Source organism: Loigolactobacillus jiayinensis, from assembly GCF_003946445.1.
GTDB classification, from domain to species: domain Bacteria; phylum Bacillota; class Bacilli; order Lactobacillales; family Lactobacillaceae; genus Loigolactobacillus; species Loigolactobacillus jiayinensis.
The window spans coordinates 62,065-87,813 of record NZ_RHOF01000001.1 but is presented as its reverse complement, the minus strand read 5'-3'; the positions used below and the strand labels follow the sequence as shown (position 1 = coordinate 87,813).

General features: G+C 43.1%; 21 protein-coding genes. 1 reads left to right on the top strand and 20 read right to left on the bottom strand.

What is annotated here, in order from left to right:
- The 11 genes from pstA to EKM80_RS00340 all read right to left on the bottom strand — a co-directional run bounded on the left by pstA (position 1) and on the right by EKM80_RS00340 (position 14,013).
- Positions 1-900, bottom strand: a complete 900-nt coding sequence (gene pstA, locus EKM80_RS00390; RefSeq protein ID WP_125551109.1) for a phosphate ABC transporter permease PstA — start codon at positions 898-900, stop codon at positions 1-3.
- Positions 900-1,820 carry a phosphate ABC transporter permease subunit PstC gene (gene pstC / locus EKM80_RS00385; protein WP_125551108.1) on the bottom strand — a complete coding sequence of 307 codons (921 nt, stop codon included), beginning with the start codon at positions 1,818-1,820 and terminating at the stop codon, positions 900-902. The genes pstA and pstC overlap by 1 nt, the downstream gene beginning before the upstream one ends.
- A 4-nt stretch (positions 1,821-1,824) precedes the next feature.
- Positions 1,825-2,694, bottom strand: a complete 870-nt coding sequence (locus EKM80_RS00380; RefSeq protein WP_125551107.1) for a phosphate ABC transporter substrate-binding protein PstS family protein — start codon at positions 2,692-2,694, stop codon at positions 1,825-1,827.
- Between the two features lie 214 nt (positions 2,695-2,908).
- Entirely contained in the window at positions 2,909-4,618 is a 1,710-nt protein-coding gene (pnpS, locus tag EKM80_RS00375) for a two-component system histidine kinase PnpS (RefSeq protein ID WP_125551106.1), read from the bottom strand.
- Entirely contained in the window at positions 4,605-5,306 is a 702-nt protein-coding gene (locus EKM80_RS00370) for a response regulator transcription factor (RefSeq protein ID WP_125551105.1), read from the bottom strand. The genes pnpS and EKM80_RS00370 overlap by 14 nt, the downstream gene beginning before the upstream one ends.
- Positions 5,307-5,321: 15 nt before the next feature.
- On the bottom strand, positions 5,322-6,470 hold the full coding sequence (locus EKM80_RS00365) for a PDZ domain-containing protein (RefSeq protein WP_125551104.1): 1,149 nt from the start codon (positions 6,468-6,470) through the stop codon (positions 5,322-5,324).
- Positions 6,471-6,594: 124 nt separating this feature from the next.
- A protein-coding gene (gene prfB, locus EKM80_RS00360; protein ID WP_164509468.1) for a peptide chain release factor 2 occupies positions 6,595-7,711 on the bottom strand; the annotation gives its coding sequence in 2 pieces (ribosomal slippage) (positions 6,595-7,638 and positions 7,640-7,711; 1,116 coding nt in all).
- A gap of 661 nt (positions 7,712-8,372) precedes the next feature.
- Positions 8,373-10,739 (bottom strand): preprotein translocase subunit SecA, encoded by a 2,367-nt coding sequence (gene secA / locus EKM80_RS00355; protein ID WP_125551102.1) that lies wholly within the window; start codon positions 10,737-10,739, stop codon positions 8,373-8,375.
- A 545-nt stretch (positions 10,740-11,284) separates the two neighbouring features.
- Positions 11,285-11,842 carry a ribosome hibernation-promoting factor, HPF/YfiA family gene (gene hpf, locus EKM80_RS00350; RefSeq protein WP_125551101.1) on the bottom strand — a complete coding sequence of 186 codons (558 nt, stop codon included), beginning with the start codon at positions 11,840-11,842 and terminating at the stop codon, positions 11,285-11,287.
- Positions 11,843-12,046: 204 nt separating this feature from the next.
- Entirely contained in the window at positions 12,047-12,727 is a 681-nt protein-coding gene (locus tag EKM80_RS00345) for a ComF family protein (RefSeq protein WP_125551100.1), read from the bottom strand.
- Positions 12,724-14,013, bottom strand: coding sequence for a DEAD/DEAH box helicase (locus tag EKM80_RS00340; RefSeq protein WP_125551099.1), 1,290 nt, complete (start codon positions 14,011-14,013; stop codon positions 12,724-12,726). The genes EKM80_RS00345 and EKM80_RS00340 overlap by 4 nt, the downstream gene beginning before the upstream one ends.
- 113 nt (positions 14,014-14,126) lie before the next feature.
- Between EKM80_RS00340 and EKM80_RS00335 the strand changes: the two genes are divergently transcribed.
- Positions 14,127-14,777: a YigZ family protein gene (locus EKM80_RS00335; protein ID WP_125551098.1), complete on the top strand. Its 651-nt coding sequence runs from the start codon at positions 14,127-14,129 to the stop codon at positions 14,775-14,777.
- A 2-nt stretch (positions 14,778-14,779) separates the two neighbouring features.
- Here the strand turns inward: EKM80_RS00335 and EKM80_RS00330 are convergent, their stop codons facing one another.
- From EKM80_RS00330 to yfmF, 9 genes are all read right to left on the bottom strand, one after another.
- The gene (locus tag EKM80_RS00330) at positions 14,780-15,853 is read right to left on the bottom strand and encodes a glycosyltransferase family 4 protein (RefSeq protein WP_125551097.1); all 1,074 of its coding nucleotides are present in this window, start codon (positions 15,851-15,853) and stop codon (positions 14,780-14,782) included.
- 186 nt (positions 15,854-16,039) lie between these two features.
- Positions 16,040-17,602, bottom strand: coding sequence for a ribonuclease Y (gene rny, locus EKM80_RS00325; RefSeq protein WP_125551096.1), 1,563 nt, complete (start codon positions 17,600-17,602; stop codon positions 16,040-16,042).
- 268 nt (positions 17,603-17,870) lie between these two features.
- Complete coding sequence (recA, locus tag EKM80_RS00320) at positions 17,871-19,016, bottom strand: recombinase RecA (protein ID WP_125551095.1); 1,146 nt, start codon at positions 19,014-19,016, stop codon at positions 17,871-17,873.
- A gap of 131 nt (positions 19,017-19,147) precedes the next feature.
- The gene (locus EKM80_RS00315) at positions 19,148-20,395 is read right to left on the bottom strand and encodes a competence/damage-inducible protein A (protein ID WP_125551094.1); all 1,248 of its coding nucleotides are present in this window, start codon (positions 20,393-20,395) and stop codon (positions 19,148-19,150) included.
- A 186-nt stretch (positions 20,396-20,581) separates the two neighbouring features.
- Complete coding sequence (pgsA, locus tag EKM80_RS00310) at positions 20,582-21,172, bottom strand: CDP-diacylglycerol--glycerol-3-phosphate 3-phosphatidyltransferase (protein ID WP_125551093.1); 591 nt, start codon at positions 21,170-21,172, stop codon at positions 20,582-20,584.
- Between the two features lie 126 nt (positions 21,173-21,298).
- On the bottom strand, positions 21,299-22,258 hold the full coding sequence (locus EKM80_RS00305) for a helix-turn-helix domain-containing protein (protein WP_125551092.1): 960 nt from the start codon (positions 22,256-22,258) through the stop codon (positions 21,299-21,301).
- Between the two features lie 154 nt (positions 22,259-22,412).
- The gene (gene ymfI / locus EKM80_RS00300) at positions 22,413-23,141 is read right to left on the bottom strand and encodes an elongation factor P 5-aminopentanone reductase (protein ID WP_125551091.1); all 729 of its coding nucleotides are present in this window, start codon (positions 23,139-23,141) and stop codon (positions 22,413-22,415) included.
- Positions 23,138-24,448, bottom strand: a complete 1,311-nt coding sequence (yfmH, locus tag EKM80_RS00295) for an EF-P 5-aminopentanol modification-associated protein YfmH (RefSeq protein WP_125551090.1) — start codon at positions 24,446-24,448, stop codon at positions 23,138-23,140. Before yfmH ends, ymfI begins: the two co-directional genes overlap by 4 nt.
- Positions 24,448-25,725 (bottom strand): EF-P 5-aminopentanol modification-associated protein YfmF, encoded by a 1,278-nt coding sequence (gene yfmF, locus EKM80_RS00290; RefSeq protein WP_125551089.1) that lies wholly within the window; start codon positions 25,723-25,725, stop codon positions 24,448-24,450. Before yfmF ends, yfmH begins: the two co-directional genes overlap by 1 nt.
- Positions 25,726-25,749 lie beyond the last annotated feature (24 nt).

The window sequence follows — 25,749 nt, the reverse complement described above, 5'->3', positions numbered from 1 at the left end:
TCAGGCTCCCTTCTTACCGGTACCGGTCATTTTTTGATATAAATGCTGACCAAACCAGCGCGCACCAAGGTTAAATAGCAGTACGGCAACAATTAAAACTGCTGATGCCCCTGCGGAAACTGCCACTGCATCTGGCATAATCCCTTCAGAATTGATTTTCCAGATGTGCACCGCCAAAGTTTCAGCCGGCCGCATTGGATTCAGCGGGCTGGCAATATAAAAGGGATTCCAGTTAGTGAAATCAAGCGCTGGTGCACTTTGCCCCGCTGTATAAATCAAAGCAGCGGCTTCACCAAAGACACGCCCTGCGCCTAGAATCATCCCAGTGGTGATCCCTGGTAAGGCCTCGGGCACAATGATCCGCATCACTGTTTCCCAACGTGACAAGCCCAGTGCTAGGCCAGCCTCCCGTTGCATGCTAGAAATACTAGCTAGTGATTCCTCAACATTACGCGTTAATAGCGGTAAATTAAACACCGTCAATACCAGCGCACCAGATAAAATCGAAAAACCAAACTTGAACTGAATGACGAAAATTAGAAAGCCGAACAACCCAACGACTACCGAGGGCAACGAACTTAAAATTTCAATCGATGTTCTGATCAATGACGTCAGCCAATTCTTCTTGGCGTATTCTGACAGGTAGATTCCTGCACCTAAGGATAATGGTACTGAAATCAACATTGCTAACACCAATAAATAAAAGGAGTTAAACAACTGAATACCAATCCCACCGCCAGCTTCAAACGAGCGTGCTGGTGCCGTTAGAAAGTGCCACGTCACGTGGGGCAAGCCTTGAATCAAAATGAAGGCCAACAATGAAGCTAGCACTAAAATAATGATGCCAGCGATCGTATAAAGAATGCCTGTCGCTAACTTATCTTGTTGTTTGACGTTCATTATTTCATTGCCCCTTTCCGACCAATCAAGCGAATCAGTAAATTAAAGACCAGTGACATAAGCAAAAGAATCAAGGCCAATGACCAAAGTGCATTATTTTCTAGTGAACCCATAATTGTATTACCGATGCCCATCGTTAAAATACTGGTTAAAGTTGATGCTGGTGAAACTAAGTTATGCGGTAGTAATGCGGCATTACCAATCACCATTTGTACCGCTAACGCTTCACCAAAAGCCCGCGCCATTCCAAAAACAACCGCCGTTAATAGCCCAGGTGTGGCGCTACGCAAAACCACCTTATAAATTGTTTGCCAGCGGGTAGCACCTAACGCTAACGATGCTTCGCGATAATACCGTGGCACCGCCTGTAACGCATCAACACTCATTGAAGTAACTGTTGGTAAGATCATGACGAACAATACCATTGTCCCAGCTAGAATACCGAAGCCGGTCCCACCGAACAGCTGCCGAATCACTGGCACAACCACCGTCAAACCAATAAACCCATAAACTACTGACGGAATACCGACTAATAATTCTGTGACTGGCTTAAGAATTTGCATTCCGCGGCGCGGTGAAATTTCGGTCATAAAAATAGCTGCCCCAATGGCAAATGGTGTCGCCACAATCGCCGCAAAAATCGTCACTAAAAATGAACCAACAATCATTGGTAACGCACCAACTGCTGGGTTACCATGACTATCTTTGGTGCCAGGATTCCAAGCTTGCTTAGTCAAGAAATCCCATAAATTGATTTTATCATGATAAAAAGTTGCCAAGCCACGTGAGGCCACAAAATAAAAAATAGCCGCCACCACGATCACAATCAAGCTAATACAAAACAAGCCAATGATGCGCCCGCGCCGTTCTAATTTTGCTTGGTGGGACACTTTTAATAAACTTTCACGAATTGGGTCCATGGGCCTAGCCTCCTTTGGTCGCTGTGACGTTGCCCTTTAAATCACGCTCTATTTGCATATGATTCACCGGAATATAGCCCAGTTTAGGTAACATTTTTTCTTGAATGGCATCACTGTAGATATACCGAATAAAGTCCTTAGTCAATCCTTTGGGCTGACCATTGGTGTACATATGCTCATAGGACCAAATTTGCCACTTATTGGTGGTGACATTTTGATCCGTTGGCGCTACCCCAGCCACGTTGACTGCCGCAACGGTTTTATCAACATAGGAAAACGCCATGTAGCTGATAGCACCTGGGGTTGTCGCAACGATTTGCCGCACCATCCCTGTAGATTCCTGTTCCTGTGCTTGCTTGGCTTGTGCGCCCCGCAGGACCCATTTTTCAAATGTGACCCGCGTCCCGCTACCTTGAGCGCGATTCACGATCACGATCGGTAAATTGGGTCCACCGACTTCGCGCCAATTAGTCACTTGACCAGTGAAAATAGCCTTCAATTGCGCGAAACTTAAATTTTTCACGCCGATTTTTTTATTTAATACCGGTGTAATGCCAACCACCGCCACGCGATGATCAACGAGTTGCTTGGCTTTGATGCCGCGCTTTTCTTCAGCGTACATATCTGAATTGCCAATTGCAACGGCGCCTTCTTGAATCTGGCTCAAGCCCGTTCCTGAACCGCCGCCTTGCACGTTAATAAACTTACCTAAATGTTCACTGCCATATTGTTCACCTGCAGCTTCAACCAATGGCTGTAGCGCCGACGAACCAACAACGGTAATCGATTCACCGCGATCAGCCGAGCTTTGACACGCCGTTAACGTTACTAAACTCAGTAGCAACGCGGCGACTAGTAGGATGCGCTTCTTCACAGCAAAACCCCCATTATTTCAATTCCTTTTAAGTGTAAAAGATCAACGTAAAATCCAATGTCTTCTTTTGTAAAAATAATGTAAATTTCGTTGACTGGCCAGTTAACCTCATGCAAATCAATAATAGCATGATTGTCACAGAAAACGCTTTAATTACGCTTGAACGCACACTTTATCGTATAAAAAAAGTGCCGCTTGCTTGCGACACTGGTTCTTACTTAATCTGTTCCGGCAATATAACGGTAAACGTACTGCCCACACCTAGCTGACTTTTTAAATGAACTTGACCACCTAATGCCATGACTAGCTCTTTAACAATGGCCAAGCCAAGGCCAGTGCCCCCTTGATGATGACTCCGTGCCTTGTCAACACGATAAAAACGTTCGAAGATCCGTACCTGATCATCGGCCGCGATCCCTAGTCCATTATCATTGAAAACAAGCTGCCACTGTTGAGCCACTTTGGTCGCAGTCACACTTAAGTGACCGCCAACACGATTATACGCTAAGCCATTGATCAATAAATTCTTTACCACTTGCTCAAATTTACGCTGATCTGTGACCAATTGCGCAGTTGGCGGAATCGTCACCGTCACGGTTAATTGCTTGTCAGCCACCATTTGTTGTAGTGGGACCAATAAGTTTTGCACCACTGCGCCAATAGTAACCCTGGTTAATTGTAATTGCTGTTGTTGCCCGCGCGAAAGTGCAATAATATCTTGAATCAATGCCGTCAGTCGCTTACTTTCAGCAGCGATAATTTCGAGAAATTCTTGCCGCACAGCAGGTTCATCCTGTGCCCCATCTAGTAAAGTTTCTGTAAATCCCAGAATTGATGTCACCGGCGTTTTCAACTCGTGGCTGACGTTACTCACAAAATCCAGTTGCATCTGCTGAATTTGTTTTACCGGTGTAATGTCGTACAACAACACTGCAACTTGATAAGTGGCCTGCTCACGTGGTGCTTTCATCCAAACCACATTAGCATCTAAATAACGCTCCTGTGGCTGAACTAATTTAACCGTAGCATGCTGGCTTTTCTGTTGATTCAATGCGTGTTTGATCAACCGACTTAATGCAAAATGCTGAATATCATTAAGATAGTCGTGGGGCTGTGAACTGATCTCCTGTGCCAACATTGTGGCAGCAGCTGGATTATGGGCAATTACAGTCCCACTTTCGTTCAACAACAAGACCCCAATCGTCAGATGATCAATAAAGCGAGTAAAGTTTTGTTGCTCATTTTCGGCCAATGCTGTTTGTGCCTGTAATTGCTGATCAACCTGGGTGACCGTTCGCTCTAGCGCAAAATAATGATCTGCTGGCTTCAATAAAACTGGCAGCGTTGGCTGTGTAGCCCCTACACGCGCTAATTGTTGCTGGACCCGTTGTAAAGAGTGCCGTTCCCAACGCGTATACCCACGAAAGATTAGGACACTAAGGCCACTTAGTCCTAAAATAGCGACCAATAAGTAACTACCTTGCTGCCGAAATGGTTGCCATAAATTTTGCTGAGGCGTATATAACACGATTGTCCACAAATGCTGGCTAAATAGGAACGTCGTTTGCGTTTGCCCCGCGATCCGCATTTGTTGCCGTTCGTGTGTGGTCGGCTTATTCTGAAAGTCAATCACACCAGCGATCAGATCAGCCCGCGGTCCAGCAACTGGAAAAACAAGCTGATTCTGCGCATCAAAAATGGCGACATGACTATTGTGCTGCTGTTGCCACTTTTTTAATGCCGCTTGGGGAACCGCTGTGGCCGTTATTTTAGAACCAACTTCCGTCTGGAATAGCTCCCCTTGTTGCGCTAAATTAGTTTGCTGCGCCGCAATAAAACGCTGATTCAAAAAAAGGATGAGCGCCACCATTCCGATAGCGACCACCCCGAAAATTAATAAACTGATTCGCCTAATCCGTTTCATGCGGTTCCTCCAGCTTATAGCCAAAACCGCGTACCGTCACTAAATATAGTGGCTGCTTAGGATCGATTTCAATTTTATCGCGTAAATGGCTGACCTGAATATCCACCATCCGTGTTTGCCCAGCATAATCATAGCCCCAAACGCCATTTAGCAATTGTTCACGGCTTAATACCCGATTTTGTCGTTGCGCTAGATAAAGTAATAGCGCGTATTCCCGTGGTGTCAACTTCAATGGTTGGCCAGCCTGCAGAACTCGATAATCATCCGGAAAAATTTGTAACGCGCCAATTTTAATTGGTTCAACAGCAGCCGTTGGTGCCACTGGCCGTAAGCGGCGGCTAATGGCTTTCATCCGTGCAATAACTTCCCGTGGGCTAAACGGCTTGGTCAAATAATCATCAGCCCCTAATTCTAAACCAATAATTTTATCAAACTCGGCGTCCTTAGCCGTTAACATGATGATTGGCGTGGTCACCTTTTCCTGACGCAAGCGCCGAGTAACTTCCATACCGTCCATTTGTGGCAACATCAGATCAAGCAATATAAAGTCAAACGCAGTTGCTAACGCTAACTTTAATGCCGTTGCGCCATCATTAGCCGTGGTCACCTGATAATGTTCTTTTTTCAAATTATAGCTTAGCAACGTCACAATTGATGGCTCATCATCAACTACCAATACCTGCTTCATCCAATCTGCCTCCCGCTACACCGTTTGCTCTGGAAAAGTCATCACACCAAGGTTATGCGGTGAATCGGCAAAAATAGCCGATTCGGTGATTTTAATATCACCAGTCACTGTCTTGACCCGCAAATGACAATAGGTCGGATCAGTCATCCGCGCCGCATAAAAGGAATCCTCATCGTGCACTGTTTGGTTATTGCATTCCAAAATAATATCGCCCGCCACTAAATCCATTTTTGCTGCAGGGGTTTCCGGCTGAATACCTAATACCATAACACCGCTAAATGGCTCCGTATAGTGAATAATACCGTGTGTTCGCCGCATTTCCAACCAACTACCAAAAGTAACGATAGCGACGATCACTAACAATGGCAAGAAAAACTGTGGCTGCAAATAAACAATCCCAGCTGCCACTAAACTAACAACCCCCGTTACCAGTTGCCATTTATTCTGCTGCTTGATCTGTACTGCTGGTAATTGCTGCCGCACCGTCAACAAAAAGCCAATTAACAACGGCAAAATCACTAAATGATATTGCTCACCACTAAATTGAAAGGTCGACCAAGCAAATAAGCCACTGGTCAACTTGCTACCAGGTACCAAAAAAGCCAACGGCACCAAAGCTAACTGTTGAGCTTGAAAATAACCGGTTCGCCGGCCCCGATTACTTTCCGTAATTTGTGGTGATAGATTGCGCAGCGCTAAACGTTTACGCAAAATCACACTAGCTAACGCACTCACCGCCATTAGGAAAAATAAGCTAGTAGCGATCAACCGATTGGTGGTCACGTGATCAGTAAATGCTGGCACTGCCAACCGCCAACTATTAGGCAACAACACGACAGTTACCACAGTTGTCAATAAAACCGCTGCCGTCGGCCAAACAAAACTAGCTGTTAGCAACAACGCTAACAAGCCAACAACTTGATAAATCACCCAGCCCGCCGCGGATAACTTTAAACTTAATAAAATTGTCACTGCAGAGAGCACAATACCTAATGGAATTCCGTAGATAAAAAACGCTTTAAATTCATTTAAGCGACTATCAATTGCAATATGAAAAGTGCGCCGTTCACGCTTAATTCGACGCCGACTGACTAAGTAGCCGGCCAAAATCATACACCATAGTAGCGGCTGAGCCACTAAACTGATCAATAATTTTAATAACATAAATTGAAAAACCCCGTTTTTAGTCTTTAATGCTAGTATAGCATTCCTGCTCACAAAAAAATATTCAAAAAAGCTGACCCTATTTTGCATCACTAGGATGAAAAATAAAGCCAGCTACTCAGCATTATTGCGGATTATCCGCCTTTAATTGTAATTGTAAATACGCATTAATAAATGGATCCAAGTCGCCATCTAAAACAGCTTGACCGTTCCCAGTTTCATAATTAGTGCGATGATCCTTGATCATTGTGTACGGTTGGAACACATAGGAGCGAATTTGTGAGCCCCACCCAATTTCAGCCTGTTCGCCTTGAATTTGGGCGCGTTGACGCTCCTTTTCTTCCAGTTCCCGTTGATACAATTTAGCTCGCAACATATTCATCGCCGTTTGCCGGTTTTGTAGCTGTGACCGTTCTGCTTGACTGGCAACGACAATGCCCGTTGGTAAATGGGTGATCCGCACCGCTGACGAAGTTTTATTAACGTGCTGACCCCCAGCGCCACTTGCTCGGTAAACATCGACCCGTAGATCATCACTATTGATCTCCACGTTAACTGTGTCGTCTAATTCAGGCATCACATCAACAGACGCAAACGATGTATGGCGCCGGCCAGCGGCATCAAATGGTGAGATACGCACTAAACGGTGGACGCCACGCTCTGAACGTAAGTAACCATAAGCATTGTGGCCCTTGATCAGCAACGTTACACTTTTGATGCCAGCTTCTTCACCAGCTTGGTAGTCAACTGTTTCTACCGTAAATTGGTGCTGTTCAGCCCAGCGCATATACATCCGCAACAACATTTCACCCCAGTCTTGTGATTCTGTGCCACCAGCACCAGGATGAATTTCTAAAATAGCATTATGGCTGTCATAAGGTTGATTCAACAACAAGTTAAGCTCGTATTGTTGCAATTGTTTTTGCAATGTTGCCAAACCTGTTTCAAATTCAGCAGCAATCTGCGGATCATCCTCTTCGGCCAACAATTCTGCTGAAACGGTTAAATCATCGTATTGCTGCTGTAACTGCTGAAACGAATCATACTTAGCTTTCAAGCCATTAGTGGCATCAATTAAGTTTTGCGCCGTTGCCTGATGATCCCAAAAACCGGGTTCCGCCATCTGCGCTTCATTCTCAGCAATATTATCTTTCAATGCAGCGAGGTCAAAGTGACCCCCTAAATTGATCTAATTTTGCGGCCACTTCGGCCAAAATTCGTTTACCATCACTTAATTCCATTCGTAGTGCCTCCTCTACTCCGCATTTAAGGAGTATTTTTGTGCCAAAAATTTCTGATGCTACGGACGATGACCATTCTTGTGGCCAAAACCGTGCTGCAAGAAACATGGCTCTACTCCGCATTTAAAGAGTATTTTTGTGCCAAAAATTTCTGATGCTACGGACGATGATCATTCTTGTGGTCAAAACCGTGCCGCAAGAAACATGGCTCTACTCCGCATTTAAGGAGTATTTTTGTGCCAAAAATTTCTGATGTTTTGGACGATGACCATTCTTGTGGCCAAGCCCGTGCCGCAAGAAACATGGCTCTACTCCGCATTTAAAGAGTATTTTTGTGCCAAAAATTTCTGATGCTACGGACGATGACCATTCTTGTGGTCAAAACCGTGCCGCAAGAAACATGGCTCTACTCCGCATTTAAGGAGTATTTTTGTGCCAAAAATTTCTGATGTTTTGGACGATGACCATTCTTGTGGCCAAGCCCGTACCGCAAGAAACATGGCGCTACTCCGCAACTAGCGAGTATTTTTGTGCCAAAAATTTCTGATGCTACGGGTGATGACCATTCTTGTGGCCAAAACCGTACCATCTATGTTAGCCAAAAAAGCGCCGCGGGATCAGCACACGTCGCTTTTTTAGTATTTCCTTACTTCACTGATCACTAGCGACGAATATTCTGCCGAATTTCTGCCTTCATAAACAGGCGTGTGACGTCAAAATCAATGTCGGCGATCATTTCTTCAAACAACCGGTAACCTTCAGATTGGTATTCGACCAACGGATTCAACTGACCATAACCACGCAAACCAATTGATTGGCGAATTTGATCCATAGTATCGATATGATCGGTCCAATGGGAATCAACTACACGTAAAATAACAACTTTTTCAAATTCTAGCATTTGCGCATCATCATACAATTGTTTTTGCTTTTGTACGTAAACATCATTGGCACGATCCAACAAGTAATCAATAATCTGTTGGCTAGATTTACCAGCTAAGTCGTCTTCAATTGAGATCGTAGTTTCTGGCACCATTGAATTAATTGCAAAATCATAAATAGCTTGCAGATCCCAATCTTTTTGATCGCCTTGCGTATGGGAATCAACGATCCGTTTGATTGTCCGTTCAATCATTGGAATCAGCACGTATTTCAATGATTCCGTGCTATCGATAACTTGCATCCGTTGTGAGTAAATAACTTCACGTTGTTCACGCATAACATCATCGTATTGCAACGTATTTTTACGGGTATCGTAGTTATTACCTTCAACCCGCTTTTGGGCGGATTCAACCTGACGTGTGATCATCCGGCTTTGGATAACTGCATCGTCGTCCGCAACCTTCATTCGATCCAACAAAGCTTTGATTCGATCAGAACCGAAACGCCGCATTAAGGTATCTTCTAGTGACAAGTAAAATTGAGTTTCACCAGGATCACCTTGTCGGCCGGCACGACCACGCAACTGGTTATCGATCCGCCGTGATTCATGCCGCTCGGTCCCAATTACACATAAACCGCCAACTTCTTTGACCCCAGGGCCAAGTTTAATATCAGTCCCACGGCCGGCCATGTTGGTCGCAATCGTAACGCCACCACGCTGACCTGCATTCATAATAATTTCTGCTTCCTTAAAATGGTTTTTTGCGTTTAAAACCATATGTGGAATATGTTCACGATCCAATAATTTAGATAGCAATTCAGAGGTTTCAACCGCTACAGTACCAACTAACATTGGTTGACCCTTTTCATGGCGGCGCTTAATATCAGCAACAACTGCCTTAAACTTACTATTCAAGGTTGGATATAACACATCAGGATGGTCGATCCGTGCGATTGGCCGGTTAGTTGGAATCGTAATAACTTGCATGTTATAAATTTCGCGGAATTCTTCTTGTTCGGTCTTAGCAGTACCCGTCATCCCGGAAAGCTTATTGTACATCCGGAAAAAGTTCTGATACGTGATGTTAGCCATGGTCTTGGTTTCATCTTGAATTTCTACGCCTTCTTTGGCTTCAATTGCTTGATGCAACCCATCAGAATAGCGCCGGCCTTCCATAACCCGACCTGTAAAGGAATCAACGATCATGACTTTATCGTCTTGAACCACATAATCAATATCTAGCAACATGATGTAATTGGCGCGCAATGCTTGATCCAAATGATGGGTCAACGCCATGTTATCAGCATCGTACAAGTTATCTAGGCCAAAGTTTGCTTCGGCTTTACGAATTCCTTGCTCAGTCAAACTAATGGTTTTAGTCTGTAAATCAATTTTGTAATCTTCCTCTTCCTTCAAGGTTTTAACAAAACGATCAGTACGAATATACAGCGCCGTAGATTTCTCAGCTTGACCAGAAATAATCAGTGGTGTCCGTGATTCATCAATTAAAATAGAATCGACTTCATCGACAATCGCGTAATTTAGCGGCCGCTGTGACATTTGTTCCTTGTAAACGACCATGTTATCACGTAAATAATCAAAACCTAGTTCACTATTGGTTGAGTAGGTAATATCGGCTTGGTAAGCCGCCCGTTTTTCTTCAGCACTGAGTGAGTTCAAGTTTAAACCAACCGATAAGCCCAGCCAATTGTACAATTCGCCCATTTCCGTCGCATCACGACTAGATAAGTATTCATTGACAGTAACAACGTGAACACCTTTTCCACCAAGCGCATTCAAATAAACCGGCATCGTCGCGGTTAAAGTTTTACCTTCACCGGTACGCATCTCGGCTATGTTACCTTCATGTAAGGTGATCCCACCAATGATCTGCACACGAAACGGATATAAACCTAAAACACGCTTAGCACCTTCACGGGCAACCGCAAAAGCTTCTGGCAAAATATCGTCCAGCGTTTCACCTTTTGCTAATCGTTCCTTAAGTGCAGGCGTTTTTGCCTGTAATTCTTCATCAGAAAGGGCTGCTATCGTGTCCGCAAGTGCTTCAACTTGATCGGCAATTTTGCCCATCCGTTTAACCTCGCGCTTATCACTTTCGACCCAGTTTCTTAAAATATTTGCCATGACTAATTCCCTTCTTGTCAACTTGCGACAATGGAGGTTGAAACAACGTGGCTTCAACTTCTTATAATTTCTAAAATAACTTAACGTACAATGAAAAGCAACCGACTAGCGACTGACCTTTCGTCCCAATATCATGAACGACAACGGTATTAAAATACCAAATTGGGAGAAAACAACTAGCCTGAACAATCAACAGATTCTTATCTATTGAGTTATTATCCTACTTTTATAGGACCAGTTACTCGTTAAAATGATATTCAATTCCTTATTCAAAATATTAACGATCATGATAATATTCGATTATACAAAAATTTAGTACTGCGGATAGCGGATCATTACAACTTTTTAGCAGTTTACTAATTAGTGTACACTGTTTGTCACAGTAATTAGCAAATTAATTAATTTTAGTTTTAATATAAAAAAACATTACTTCAAGTTTAGCATTAATTTAAATCTCTGCAAACAACTTTAACACATTGCGGACATAACGTAAAAAAAGCTGAACCATCTTTAAAAGATAATTCAGCCTTAAATGAATCATTTACTTATTGTTCGTCAGTTTCAATCAAGCCATAACGACCATCACGCCGTTTGTAGACAATGCTAGTCCCATTTGTTTCTGCATCTTCAAAGATAAAGAAGTTATGGCCGAGCATGTCCATCTGTAGAACAGCTTCTTCGCTATCCATTGGCTTCAAGTTGACCTGCTTTGTCCGCACAATATCTAGCTTTTCTTCCTTATTATCATCGCTAGTATCAGTTGCTGGTACAGTTAGATCAAAATCACGGAAGCCTTTTTCACGTGACTTACGATTGATTTTTGTCTTGAATTTACGGATCTGGCGTTCTAGCTTATCCGTTACGAGGTCGACGCTCGCATATAAATCTGGTGAAGTTTCTTCTGCACGTAAGGTTAAGTACGGTAATGGAATCGTAACCTCGACCTTTGCTGTCTTATCAGGATAAACCTTGAGGTTGACGTGTGCAGTGGATTCGGCGGTATTAGTGAAGTACTTTTCTAACTTACCTAGCCGTTTTTCAACGTAGCTCCGAATCGCAGCAGTTACCTCGATATTTTCTCCACGGACATTGTAATTAAGCATAGAACTTCTCCCCTTTCACTTGCAAGTTCGCCATTGCTGGCAAACATAGGTGAAGCAAAATGGTTACAGCGATCGTCTGCAACCAGACCCACACGCTAGGTACCTATGAGAACGTGATTATTGGGTTTGCTTCGCTCCTTTGCTTATGCCCTAATTATAATAGAAAGCGGTCTAATTGACAATCAAAACAGTGCTTAGATTCAACTAACGCGCTAAAGTAAACGTGTTCAAGCGACAATTAGGGACAGCTATTTTCAAGCAAGTCTGGGCGTGGCGCATGGTTCGGCCGGTTGTATAAATATCATCAAGTAATAAAATTTTTTTATTATTTAATCCAGTTGGATCCCCAACAAACTCAAATAATTGTGGTGTTTGTAAACGTGCTTGCCGTTTCTTATGTGACTGTTTCACCAATTGTGGCCGCTTTTTTAGACAAGTCGTTAACGGAACACAGTCTGCATAAAGACCCACCACGGGATTAAAGCCGCGTTGGGCAAAGCTTTGCTCATCTGTCGGTAAGGGAATATAAACATCTGCGGAATACTGGGCAAACCAACGCTGGCATGGTGCATTAAAGGCATGACGTAAACGATAATCGCCTAAACTTTTATAACGCTTAAAGAAATCTTGTAATAATGCATTATAAATAAATAGTGCCTGGTTATGCAGTTGTTGTTGCGGCTGAGCCTGCAGCCAGCGTTGACAATCGCGGCAACGCTCAGTACTTGTTTGCGCGCGGCCACACTCAGGACAAGCCGTTGTGATTGGTACTAAACGTTGCTGGCAATGGGGACAAATTTGGTCGGTTAACAATGGTAACCAATGGAGTAGCTCAGCTAAGGTTAAATTTTGACTAAAGTTTTGCCGGCACAATAGGCACTTCATTTGAATCCCGCCTTTCGATTAACTTGTTTAATCTGGCGACACGCTTGCTGCACACTACGGCTAAGGCCAGCGCAAAGAAAATCGACCGCACCAGTTGGTCGTGCGGCTGAGCGACCAACACGTCCTGCCATCTGTACTAAAGCTGCCGCTGAAAATACCGCATCATCCGCACCTAAAACAATGACGTCGATACCAGGAAAAGTAACACCACGTTCAAGAATTGTGGTTGTCACTAAACAGCTCACCTGTTGTTGCCGCATTTGCTGAACTTTTTCTAGCCGTTGTGGATCAGCAGCGTGAACAGTAGCAAACTTCAAATCGGGAAATTGTTGCTGCAGCAATGGCGCCAAGTGCGCTAATAATTCAATCCGTGGGATAAACAACAAGAAGTGCTGTCCTTGAGCAATTTTATTCGTCAATAAACGTTGTAACAAAGTTGGCAATCGCTGCCGATACAATTGTTGTCGCCACTTTAGGCATAAACGAATTTTTGGTTGTGGTAAAGGATGCCCGTGATAACGCCGCGGTAAATAACTTAAAGCCAATCTTTTTTGACGCACTTGGCGCAATAATTGCGGACTGGGTGTGGCGGTTAAAAATAGCCGCGCGCCAGTTGCTTTAACTGCTTGCTGGGTGGCATATGCTAATTGCGGATTCTGCGCATAGGGAAAAGCATCCACCTCATCAATGATCAGTACATCAAAAGCGTGGTAGAAACGTAACAGTTGATGTGTTGTACACAACACTAACTGGGTGTAGCGGTAGGGCTCGTTTTGACGACCGTGTAAGAGCATGATCGGCGTGTTGGCAAAAGCAGCCTGTACGCGCGGCATTAGTTCTAAACAAACATCGACTCTTGGTGATGCAATACCTACTCTTAACTTTTGTGTCAAGGCCCACGCGATCCCAGGAAATAACATTTCCGTTTTCCCCGCGCCGGTCACCGCCCACAATAAATGATCTTGTTGTTGCGCAAAATACGTTCGGATCGCTGCCGCCGCTTTTTGCTGTGCTGGCGTTAATTGGCCCACCCAAGTTAACAAATCGGCCGGCACGTCGAATTTATTTGGCTCAGTTAAGCTCACCAAATAAGCATCACTACAAACGCGACCTAACAAAAGACAATTGGGACAATAATAGCGTCCATCTGCTAATTGCACTTGTTGCTTTAATTGTCGACTACCACAGCGCGCACAAATTAACCAATTTTGATTTAAAGACGTCATTGCTGGGCGTTGCTGTAGATGTGGTATATTATTAATATTAGACAATTCAGTTACCGTCATCAGTTGTTGACGGCCATATAGTTCCGTAATTTCGATTTATATCACCTACCTATATCATAAATTACGCAAACTAAGTATATTTGCTTTTAATTAAGCAGTCAGAGGGTGTTATTTTGCTAACTCATTACATCACTATCAAAGCCGCCGGTGAACACGAAATTGAAATTAAGAAATCGCGCTTCATTTGTCAATTAGCCCGTGCCGACAGCGAAACTGACGCTCAAGCTTTTATCGCAGCCTGTAAAAAAAAGCACTACAAGGCTAATCATAGCTGTAGTGCTTACGTTATTGGGGAACATGATGAACACCAACATGCTCACGATGATGGCGAACCCGCTGGTACCGCAGGCGTACCCATGTTAGAAGTATTGCGGCGCCAGCATTTAAAGAATGTAGTTGCCGTCACAACGCGGTATTTTGGCGGTACAAAGCTCGGGGCTGGTGGTTTGATTCGGGCTTACAGCAACTCGGTTTCCCAAGCACTAACCGAAATCGGCTTAGTTGAAGGTCGCCTGCAAAAAACAGTCATTATTACCATCGACTATGCGCAAATTGGTAGTTTAGAACATTACCTACAACAACAAGCTATTGCAATCGCTGCGGCCAGCTATTTAGAAAAAGTAGCATTAACGATCATGGTTACCGAAAGTGATGTTCCCGCTGTTCAAGCGGCGATCATTGAGCTATTAAGTGGCCAAGTTACCTTTGAATTTGGCGCTGAACAATATTCTGAAACCATACTAAAAAACACCGCCGATCAATAAGATCAGCGGTGTTTTACTAGTTGTCGAATAAGTTTCAATAACGGCTGCCAGTGGCTACCAACAAGGCCGATTTCTTCAATAAAAATTTCTAAACCGAATAATACGGCAATAACTAGTAAAATTGAACCCCAGCGTGTTGAGAGCGGAAATAGCATGGCAATCAATGCAAAAACTAAAGCAATACCGTAAATTGTTAATACAGCCTGCCGCTGATTTAGCCCCATCGCTAACAGCCGATGATGCAAGTGATGCCGATCAGCCTGTGAAATTGGTTTATGATTTAACAGCCGCCGGAAAATAGCAAATACTGTATCGGTAATTGGCACGCCCAGTATGATCACCGGAATCACAACTGAAATGAAAGTAACATTCTTTAATCCTTCTAAGGAAAAGACGGCGATCATAAAACCGATAAATAAGGAGCCGGTATCACCTAAAAAAATACTGGCCGGATGAAAGTTATGTGGCAGAAAACCAATTAATGTTGCCACTAAGGCAAAAATCATAATCGGAATATCAACTTCGGTTACAGTCAAGAAGAACCAAGCAATCACGCCCATTGTGAATAAGGCAATTATCGATACGCCTGTAGCCAAGCCATCTAAACCATCGATTAGATTTACCGCATTGGTGATCGCTAGAATCCAGATAATCGTGATCGGTAAACTCCAAAAACCAAGTTGAAAATAGCCAATAAACGGAATCGAAATACTAGTCATACGAATTCCAGCCACAAAATAAATCACTAATGCCGCTAAAAAGATGCCGAACATTTTCTGTTTAGGCTTCAGCTCTAGGATATCATCCAAAATACCAGTAATAATAATAATACACTCACCAAGAAAGATACTGTACAACATCATTGTTGGAAACTGCGCGCGTAATAACACAAACGTCGAAAATGTAAAAGTGATGAAAAGGCCTAAACCACCCATTGACGGAATTGGTGCCTTGTTAATTCGTCTGGCATTAGGCTTATCCACCGCACCCATCTTAATCGCTAAGCGCCGGATAAATGGTGTAATTACGGCAGAAAGCACCATCGTCAAACTGAACATGACAATTATTCTAAACATAGTCTTTTTAACTCTCTTTCAACTGTTTCCCCTATGTTAATTATTATACAAAGCTCAGCCTGGAAACACAAATTTACCCCGTACCAAAGGCTGTTTATTAATAAAAAAACGAGGTGAAAAATCGCCTCTAACACTAACTTAGTCAGTGTTTATGAAGTTCAAATTCTTCGCCCCGTTTGTCATTATTTATTTAGCATATTCAACTGTTCTGGTTTCACGAATCACTGTGACCTTGATATGGCCAGGATATTCTAGCTCATCTTCAATTCGTTTCCGAATATCATGGGCTAACGTGACCGCCTGTAAATCATTAATTTCTTCTGGCTTAACCATGACCCGAACTTCGCGGCCAGCCTGAATGGCATAACTGGTTTTAACCCCTTTGAAATCATTAGTAATTGCTTCAAGCTTCTCTAAACGATGGATATAATTTTCTAGTGACTCTGAACGTGCTCCCGGACGTGCTGCCGAGATTGCATCCCCAGCTGCCACCAATACTGCAATAACGGAAGTTGGTTCAACATCACCATGATGTGATGCAATTGCGTTTACAACGACTTCATTTTCATGATACTTACGGGCAATTTCCACGCCAATTTCAACGTGTGACCCAGCAACCTCATGATCCAAAGCTTTACCAATATCGTGTAATAATCCTGCGCGTTTTGCTAGTGTAACATCCTCACCTAGTTCCGCTGCTAAAGCGCCGACTAGTTTGGCGACTTCAATTGAATGGTTTAAAACATTCTGACCATAACTGGTTCTAAAATGAAGTCGACCTAAAATTTTGATCAAATCAGGATGCATATTATGAATACCGACATCAAAAATCGCTTGTTCCCCGATTTGCCGAATTCGTTCATCCATTTCTTTGCGTGACTTCTCCACCATTTCTTCGATCCGTGCTGGATGAATACGGCCGTCTTGAATAAGTTTTTCCAACGCCATCCGTGCAATTTCACGCCGGACAGGGTCAAAGCCACTTAAAATAACGGCTTCTGGTGTATCGTCGATAATTAAATCGATCCCGGTTAAGGTCTCCAAGGTCCGAATATTCCGACCTTCACGACCAATAATGCGACCTTTCATATCATCATTTGGTAAATTAACGACAGAGACTGTCGTTTCCGATACTGAATCCGCAGCACTACGCTGAATCGCGTAGGCAATCAAACTTTTAGCGGTACGATCCGCCGTTTCCTTAGCGTCAGCTTCGCTTTCCTTGATCATAACAGCCCGCTCCTCGGCTAAATCAGTCTTAGTTTGGTCAATGATCATATTGCGTGCGTCTTCTTGGGATAATGCAGCAACACGTTCAAGTTCTGTCTGTTGCTGCTCAATCAGTGAGGATACTTCCTTTTGCTTCTCATCAATGAGTTGTTGTCTGCTACCTAACGTCGTTTCTCGTTTCTCTAAGAGTCGTTCCTTTTTGTCTAAGGTATCATCCTTGCGGTCAAGTGTTTCTTCACGTTGCAGGACGCGATTCTCTTGTTTCTGAACTTCGCCACGTCGCTCTTTTAACTCATTTTCAATCTCAGCCCGATAACGATGATTTTCATCTTTTGCTTCTAAAAGTGCCTCTTTTTTCTGTGTTCCAGCTTCTTTTTTTGCATCAGCTAGGATACTATCAGCGGTATTGTGTGCCATAGCCAAGTTTTTTTCATGAATTGACTTACGCACAGCGTAGCCTAAGATTAAACCGACAACTAACATGATGACTGCGAGGATTATCGTGATAAATAGACTCATATCTTCACCTCCGCATCATCAAAAACGATTACCGAAATAACCGTATAAAATTTAAGATGTTTATTATTTGATTATTTACACACTATTCATTTTATAGTTGCAGACTGGTACTGTCAACATTAATCGGCCAACAATACCCTAGTGATTTATAAAAGTCACCTAAATTCCTTGATTCAGCGACGTTTACATAAAAGATACCAATTCTAAACAATCTTTTGCGACAGAAAAAAGCCAACACTATAGTATTGGCTTTCACGCTAAAATAACATTAAACATCTAATGTACTGGGATCATCCTTAGTTTTATCAGCTGCTTTATCGGTGGTTGCTTCAGCCACTTTAGTAGCACTTTTATCTTTTGCTTTATCTTTATTTTTATCAGCAGTTTTATCTGCCGCTTTAGTTTTGTTAGTTTCAGTTGTTGGTTCCGCAATGCCATAAGCTTCACGAACCTTCAACTTGATTTCAGTCATCACATCAGGATGATCAGCTAAATAGTTCTTGGCGTTTTCACGACCTTGGCCGATCCGATCTGCACCGTAAGAATACCATGAACCACTTTTATCGACAATGTCCTTTTCAACGGCCATATCAACTAATTCACCGGTCTGTGATATCCCTTGACCGTACATAATATCAACTAAAGCAACCTTGAAAGGAGGAGCTACCTTATTTTTAACCACTTTGATTTTAACGCGGTTCCCAATAATATTGGTTCCTTCCTTGATCTGTTCAGCACGGCGAACTTCCAAGCGAACCGTTGCATAGAACTTCAAGGCGCGGCCACCAGGTGTCGTTTCCGGATTACCAAACATGATACCAACTTTTTCACGAATTTGGTTAATAAAAATCGCAATTGTTTTGGTCTTATTGATTGAACCAGAAAGCTTACGTAACGCCTGCGACATCAAGCGTGCTTGTAAGCCAACATGGGAGTCACCAATTTCGCCTTCAATTTCAGCGCGCGGTACTAATGCCGCTACAGAATCAATGACAACAATATCAATGGCCCCACTGGCAACCAGCGCATCAGCAATCTCTAAGCCTTGTTCACCTGTGTCTGGCTGTGAAAGCAATAAGTTATCAATATCGACCCCTAAATTAGAGGCGTATTTTGGATCCATCGCATTTTCAGCATCAATATAAGCTGCTGTGCCGCCTTGCTTTTGTACTTCAGCCACGGCGTGTAAAGCGACCGTTGTTTTACCAGAACTTTCTGGTCCATAAATTTCAATAATTCGGCCACGGGGGTAGCCACCAACACCTAATGCTTCATCAAGCGCTAATGAACCAGTAGAAACTGTCGAAATTTGCGTATCGATCTTTTCGCCAAAACGCATGATCGACCCCTTACCAAAATTCTTTTCAATCTTTTTTAGCGCTTTATCTAATGCAGCTTTACGTTCGTCAGCCAAGTAAAGTCCTCCTTAAATTGTCACTCATTATCTTCATTTCAGGTAACCAGTAAGTAAACCAGTCTTACCGCACAACTAATCATACCGAATCACTTTCCAAAAAGCAAGCAAAAAGTGAACAAGCGTTCCCGCTATTTTTCGGTGGCTAACAAATGATACAGTAGATCAAAACCAGTTAAAGCACTTTGTTGCCGAACGAAGTTACGCGTCCGTGAAAAAACAAACTTGCGGGCAAAAGGAATTTGATCACGGTAAGCCACACCAATATAAACAGTGCCGGCTGGTTGACCCTCTAATTCATCTGGTCCAGCAACGCCAGTGAAGGAAACTGCAATATCAGTTTTCATCAATACTTTGGCCTGTCGTGCCATTGCGATAGCCGTTTCTTCACTAACGACACCGTACTTATGCAAATATTCTGGTGAAATCTGTAATAAGTGGGCTTTTTCGGCTAAAGAATACGTGACAAAACCACCATTGAAAACGTCAGAAGCCCCGCTAACATTACCGATCATGCTCTGAAATAAGCCAGCTGTTAAGCTTTCGGCTGCAGTGATCGTTAAACCACGCTCTTTTAACAAATTGACCACTACCTGATCTAACGAATTATGTTCGCCATAACCGTAAAAATATTGACCAACGCGAGCTTGAACCTTCGCTTCTAATTCAGCCAATAACTGATCAGCAGTTGTCTGATCGGTTGCTTCTGCCGTTAAACGCAAGGTCACTTCATTTGTTTTCGCGTATGGCGCGATGGTTGGGTTCGTTTGGCCATCAATTAGGTCAGCGAGTTGCGTCACTAAGGCCGACTCCCCAATACCGTGAAAGCGTAGCACCCGTGAATCTAAAACGTTGGCTTGCTTAAATTTTTTAATCAAAACTGGTCGCGCCGAATCCGTGAACATCGCTTCTAGTTCACTTGGTGGGCCAGGCAACAACATGTAAGTATGTGCTGGTGTCTGATATAGCGCTCCTACAGCCATCCCCACTGGATTCTTTAAGGGTAGACTGTTGGCGGGTAACATCGCCTGCAAACGATTATTTTCAGTCATTGGTTGCTGTGACCGGGCAAAAAATTGCTCAATGTAAGCCATGGCTGGTTCATCAACTACCAGCTTTTCATTTAAATGAGCCGCTAACGTTTGCTTAGTTAAATCGTCTTTAGTCGGGCCTAAGCCACCAGTTAAAATAATCAGATCACTACGACTATCAGCTAACGTAATGGCCGCTTCCAATCGTTCAGTATTGTCACCAATAACTGATTGATAATAAACATCAATACCTAGATCCGCCAACTCACGAGCAACAAACGGTGTTGTCGTATTCGTGATCTCACCTAAAAGAATTTCCGTACCGACTGCGATGATCTCTGCACGCATTGTCTTCAACCCCCATTAATTATAATATACGTTATTTTCTCCAAGTTGCGTCATTAACGTAAAATCTAATTCATACAAAAAAGCAAACTACGTGATGATTTAGGCGCTTTTTTCAGAACACACTTTACCCTTTAGCTTACTCTTTTTAGACAAAAAAAACACGCACAGTAGCTGTGCGCGTCTTGCCTATTTACCAAATGAATCGGCAAAAACGTGGCGACTGTGGACAAAGTAATCCACACCCGAGTAAATCGTAAAGAACAAGCAAATATATAACAAAGTTAAGCCCATTGGAAAATGTAAATTATTAAAGAAAACATTATTCAAGAACAAGAAAATAATGGCCAACATTTGGGTCGTTGTTTTGATTTTCCCCGGCATCGCAGCCGCTAGAACGGTATGTTCGTTGCTTTCTGCCAATAACAAGCGTAAACCAGTAATGGCTAATTCACGGCAAACAATAATCGCAATGACCCAAGCTGGCGCCTTACCCATACCAACTAAAATAATGAATGCGGTCATAACCAGCATTTTATCAGCTAACGGATCAGCAAATTTACCAAAATTAGTCACTAAATGCTGACCACGAGCAATTTTGCCATCAACCAAATCGGTGATCGAAGCTACCGCAAAAATAATCGTACCGATAATTTGAGTCCACGGAATCACCGTACCGGCAACATTGGCACTACCCCAGCTCCACGGAATCAGCACAACTAACATAAACACTGGGATCATGAAGATCCGAATCATTGTCAATCGATTAGGTACATTCATTACATTAATTCTCCTTAATTATAGAAATATTTTACGACTACTTAAAAAGTAGCACGCTCAACCTTATTTCAACGACAAAAGTTGCCGTTCATGCAGAAATACAGATCGTTGTACTACTTAATTAGATTAATTGCTTGTTTGTGTGGCTGCAACACTACTACTGCTTGCTGTCGTAGCACTACTGCTACTAGCTGCGGCAGTTGTCAGTGTTACTGTGATCGTCTTGACAAAGCCACCCACATTGTTTGGATCGAGGTTAAAGGTTTTCCCGTTGATCTTAGCCTTTGTGTTCTCAGCATTACCCGTTTGAATCGTAAATGACGTTGTACCAGCTGGAATCGCAACTGACTGTTCGGCACTCTTTAACGTTCCTTGCCAAACTTGAGTTCCACCTGCTGTAACGGCTACCCAAGCAGTCTTAGTATCACTAGCGTGTAAGACCAGTGTATTAGTTGTTGGCGCGTTACTGTAGGTAAAGGCAGCCGCAGTTGTCGTTTCTGAGGTCACCGTCATTTTAGGCTTAGTTGTCGTCTTTTTAGCCGAACTAGTTTTCTTAGCTGAAGAAGACGACGCTGCTTGCGAGCTGCTACTTTGACTAGTTGCCTTTTTACTGGTTGATTCAGATGAAACCGTCATCGATGAACTTTCTTGAATCACACTTTTATCACGGCCACGATTACCGATGGCAAAGGCGTAGATCACACCGACGATAACGATGACAACGACAACAATAATAATTGTCGGCAGATAACGGCTAAATCGTGCAAAACCAGTATCATGATTACGTGTCTGCGTTCGTGAATCAGTCTTCTTTTCATCCGCTTCCGGCTCAATATATTCCTGTGGTTGCGGCTGAGGAATTGTGTCGTTGAATTCATTCAGTAACTGCTCACTGTCTAAGCCGACGGTATCTGCATACTGTTTGACAAAGGCGCGCACATAAAAATCACCGGGCAACGCCTCAAAGTTACCTTCTTCGATCGCAATTAAATAACGTTTTTGAATTTTAGTGATCTGCTGCAGATCATCCAAAGTGTAGCCTTTGTCGATCCGCGCGTCACGTAATTTTTGTCCTATTTCACTCATTAATTTTTCCACCTATAGCCCTTTTTAATGAATTTCAATTTTAGTATAGCATAGAAAAATAAATCTTTTCACTAAGATTTTCCTTACAGTAAGTTAATTTAAACAATTCTTTAGAGAGTGACAAAAAAGCACTTAGTTTCTGAGCCCTGATCTGCTACTTTCTCCAGCCGCCAGTCACGTATAATGTCTGCCCCGTCAAATAGCTGGCATCTTTTTTTAGCAACGCACTGATCCAATAAGCAACTTCGTCTGGCCTGGCCATGCGACTAATTGGAATTTCGCTACGTAACTGGGTTTTAGCAGTGGCATCAAAGAGCTGATTCATTTTTGTATCCACTGCCCCAGGTGCCACCACATTAACCGTAATGCCTAATGAAGCAACTTCACGGGCGTAGGCATTGGCAAAGGCCGACTGGGCGCCTTTAACAGTACTGTACGCCACTTCTAAGGCACTGCCACTGCCACCATAGACTGAACCAACGAAAACGATGCGGCCGTAATCACTACGGGCCAACTTTTCACTTAATCGTTGACACAGCAACATTGGTGTTTTAATATGCATTTCCCACAACTGTTCCAGTTGAACTGCTGTTGTCTCCTTAAACAAACCGTACGTCGTTGTTCCTGCAGCAAAGATAACAGCGTCAACTTGGAATAATTGGCCAATAATTTGATCCAGCTGCGTTTCATCAGTTAAATCATAGGCCAACGTGAAAAAATCTTGGCGGGGATATTTTTGAATAAAATCGGCCTGCATCTGCTGTACTGGTGTGGCATGCTGAAAATAGTGTAAATACAAGGACCAACCAGCCGCTGCTAATTGACGCGCTGCCGCCTGACCAATATCACCGGAAGCACCAATAATCAGCGCTGAGCGACTCATTTAGCGTCATCTCCGGCTAATGGTTCAATATGAAAGACACTTAGAGCAGCACTGCGCACAAATTGTTTTAATACGCTTTGAATATCCGTTAAAGTGATCTCGTCAATAATATTCACCAGATCAAACAAACTTGCATCACCAAAATCGTCACCAGAATACGTATTAGCAATATATTCCAGTGCGTTCATTGACTGCAACATCCGGCCTAATGCTTCTTTTTTGACCAATGCTAACCGATTAGCGTTTAGATCTGGATTATCACTAGCCTTTTCCAATAAACTGATGATTGCATCAGAGAATTGCTGTGGCTTTTCCGTATCGCCACTTAATGTTGCAAAATGATAGGTGCGCGCTAAGTCTAGCTCATAGCCAAAGCTATCATCAACAATTCCTTGATCATACAACTGTAAATAATTTTGTGACGAATCACCAAACAACATATCAAATAATAAATTCAATTCAGTCCGATATTTCAAGCCGGCGCGATCACGTGATACTGGTGCTAAACCCTTGATACCAACGATACTTTTACCTCGTTTAACTGGCAATTGCGTCATTCGATAAGGAATAATGTCACTGCCATCACTGGCTTCTTCAGGAAACTGCCGCTGAATTGGTGTTGCTGGTGCAAATTCTTTGTCAGCTTGATTCGCTTCGATCCAAGCTAGCGTTTCAACGGGGTCGATGTTGCCCACCACAAACAAGTTCATATTGCTGGGTTGATAAAAAGTGTGATAGGCCTGATAAAGCTGCTCCGGCGTGATTTTCGCAATTGAATCAATAGTTCCAGCAATATCTTCGTGAACCGGATGTTTAGGATATAAGTTTTCAATAATGCCGAAGAACAGGCGCCAATTAGGATCATCCTCGTACATTTCGATTTCCTGACCAATAATTCCCTTTTCCTTATTCACTGACGCTTCAGTAAAATAGGGGTCTTGAACAAAGTCCAGCAATGTGTCTAAGTTGGTTTTAATATTATCAGTGGCTGAGAATAAATAGCTTGTCCGAGTAAAGCTGGTAAATGCATTGGCACTAGCCCCATTACGACTAAATACTTCAAAAATATCACCCGCTTTTTTTTCGAACATTTTATGCTCTAGAAAATGGGCGATCCCAGCAGGCACTGTTGTGTAGTCGCTACCTCCTGCTGGCACAAAATAATTATCGATCGAGCCATAGTTTGTGGTCATCACCGCGTAAGTCTTATGATAGCCAGCTTTGGGTAACATTGTTACCTGTAGGCCATTGGCTAGTGTTTGTTGATACAAGGTTTCATCCAAGGTCGCATAATGTGTTGTTTCCATTACTTGCCCGCCTCCTGACTACTCAAAAAATAAACGGCTTGTAGTTTGATTGTTTGTGCCGCCGCCACAATTTGTTCTTTGGTGACTGCCGTCAATTGAGCAATAAATTCCTCGGTAGCTACCGCTGATGCTGGGACTAATTGTTGGACTAGTTCTTGACTGGTTAAATAGCCAGCACTATCTAAGCCGGTAATATACTGATTTTTTAGTGTTGCTTTAGTTTGTGCGAGTAATTCATTGCTGAACTCCCCCGCTTGCAAAGTCGCTAACTGAGTAGCGATGATCTGCTTAACTTGAGCCACATTCGCCGCGTCGATCCCAGTTTGGACTGTGATCAAGCCACGAAAAGCATCATATGAGCTAGAAGCATAGTAAGCTAAACTAGCGCGTTCACGGACATTAGTGAATAACAATGACATCGGCGACCCGCCAAAAATACCATTAGCCATTAATAAGGCATAGTAATTTGGCTGATAATAATAAGTTGGTACTTGATAAGCTAAATTCAACTTGGCCTGATTAGTTGGCTGAATATCAGTCTTTTCAACAACCGAAGAAATCGCTGGCTGTTGATAAAACAAATCCGTTGTGTCCGCTGTCCGCGCGGTGAGCGGCAAATCAGTTAAAAGTGCTGTTACCTGCTCAGCATCAACGTCGCCAAGTACAGTGATCGCCACCTGATCTTGCGCCAACATTTGCTGGTAATAGGTGTACAAACTACTAGCCGTGATCGCCTGCAGATCAGCCTCGTTACCAAAGCTAGGCACCCGTTGCGCCGTACTATTTTTAAAATATAGCTCCTGCAGTTGTAGACTCGCGTAAGCTTGTTTATTATCATAAACTGATGCCAAGTAAGCCTGCATATTAGTCTTTTCTCGATTAAAAGTTGCCGCATCAAAACGACTAGCCGTCACATTAGGCCGCCACAAAACTTGTTTTAAAAACGCCAAGCCTTCCGTTAGCACGGTTGTTGCCCCAGGTAAGAATTTATCATTGACCACTGTCATGACTACGGAAAAAACGTGCACGTTACCGCGCTTACTGACCGAGATACCAAAGTTGGCCCCGTAAAGCGCTGATAGTTTTGCGGCTAAGTCAGCTTGAGTAGGATAATCTTGACTGTTAGTTTCCAGTAAACTGGCTAATAATGAACGCTGCGTGATCGTTGCAGCAGCCAGCGGCGCGATGAAATTCAATACGATCCGCGTCGTTTTAAATTGTGTTGTCGGTAAAACGGTTAACGTGACGCCGTTTGCTAATTCTTTTTTCGTTACCATAAATAAATGTACCTCACTATTGTG

What these genes read in the sequence shown, in the direction of transcription:
- yfmH (WP_125551090.1), bottom strand. Translation starts at nt 24,448, where the DNA reads ATGGAAACAACACATTATGCGACCTTGGATGAAACCTTGTATCAACAA.
- pstC (WP_125551108.1), bottom strand. Translation starts at nt 1,820, where the DNA reads ATGGACCCAATTCGTGAAAGTTTATTAAAAGTGTCCCACCAAGCAAAA.
- pstA (WP_125551109.1), bottom strand. Translation starts at nt 900, where the DNA reads ATGAACGTCAAACAACAAGATAAGTTAGCGACAGGCATTCTTTATACG.
- rny (WP_125551096.1), bottom strand. Translation starts at nt 17,602, where the DNA reads ATGAGTCTATTTATCACGATAATCCTCGCAGTCATCATGTTAGTTGTC.
- ymfI (WP_125551091.1), bottom strand. Translation starts at nt 23,141, where the DNA reads ATGAGTCGCTCAGCGCTGATTATTGGTGCTTCCGGTGATATTGGTCAG.
- EKM80_RS00330 (WP_125551097.1), bottom strand. Translation starts at nt 15,853, where the DNA reads ATGTTTAGAATAATTGTCATGTTCAGTTTGACGATGGTGCTTTCTGCC.
- pnpS (WP_125551106.1), bottom strand. Translation starts at nt 4,618, where the DNA reads ATGAAACGGATTAGGCGAATCAGTTTATTAATTTTCGGGGTGGTCGCT.
- EKM80_RS00340 (WP_125551099.1), bottom strand. Translation starts at nt 14,013, where the DNA reads ATGACGGTAACTGAATTGTCTAATATTAATAATATACCACATCTACAG.
- EKM80_RS00365 (WP_125551104.1), bottom strand. Translation starts at nt 6,470, where the DNA reads ATGTTATTAAAATTATTGATCAGTTTAGTGGCTCAGCCGCTACTATGG.
- pgsA (WP_125551093.1), bottom strand. Translation starts at nt 21,172, where the DNA reads ATGAATGTACCTAATCGATTGACAATGATTCGGATCTTCATGATCCCA.
- EKM80_RS00370 (WP_125551105.1), bottom strand. Translation starts at nt 5,306, where the DNA reads ATGAAGCAGGTATTGGTAGTTGATGATGAGCCATCAATTGTGACGTTG.
- EKM80_RS00345 (WP_125551100.1), bottom strand. Translation starts at nt 12,727, where the DNA reads ATGAAGTGCCTATTGTGCCGGCAAAACTTTAGTCAAAATTTAACCTTA.
- EKM80_RS00305 (WP_125551092.1), bottom strand. Translation starts at nt 22,258, where the DNA reads ATGAGTGAAATAGGACAAAAATTACGTGACGCGCGGATCGACAAAGGC.
- yfmF (WP_125551089.1), bottom strand. Translation starts at nt 25,725, where the DNA reads ATGGTAACGAAAAAAGAATTAGCAAACGGCGTCACGTTAACCGTTTTA.
- secA (WP_125551102.1), bottom strand. Translation starts at nt 10,739, where the DNA reads ATGGCAAATATTTTAAGAAACTGGGTCGAAAGTGATAAGCGCGAGGTT.
- hpf (WP_125551101.1), bottom strand. Translation starts at nt 11,842, where the DNA reads ATGCTTAATTACAATGTCCGTGGAGAAAATATCGAGGTAACTGCTGCG.
- EKM80_RS00315 (WP_125551094.1), bottom strand. Translation starts at nt 20,395, where the DNA reads ATGCGTGCAGAGATCATCGCAGTCGGTACGGAAATTCTTTTAGGTGAG.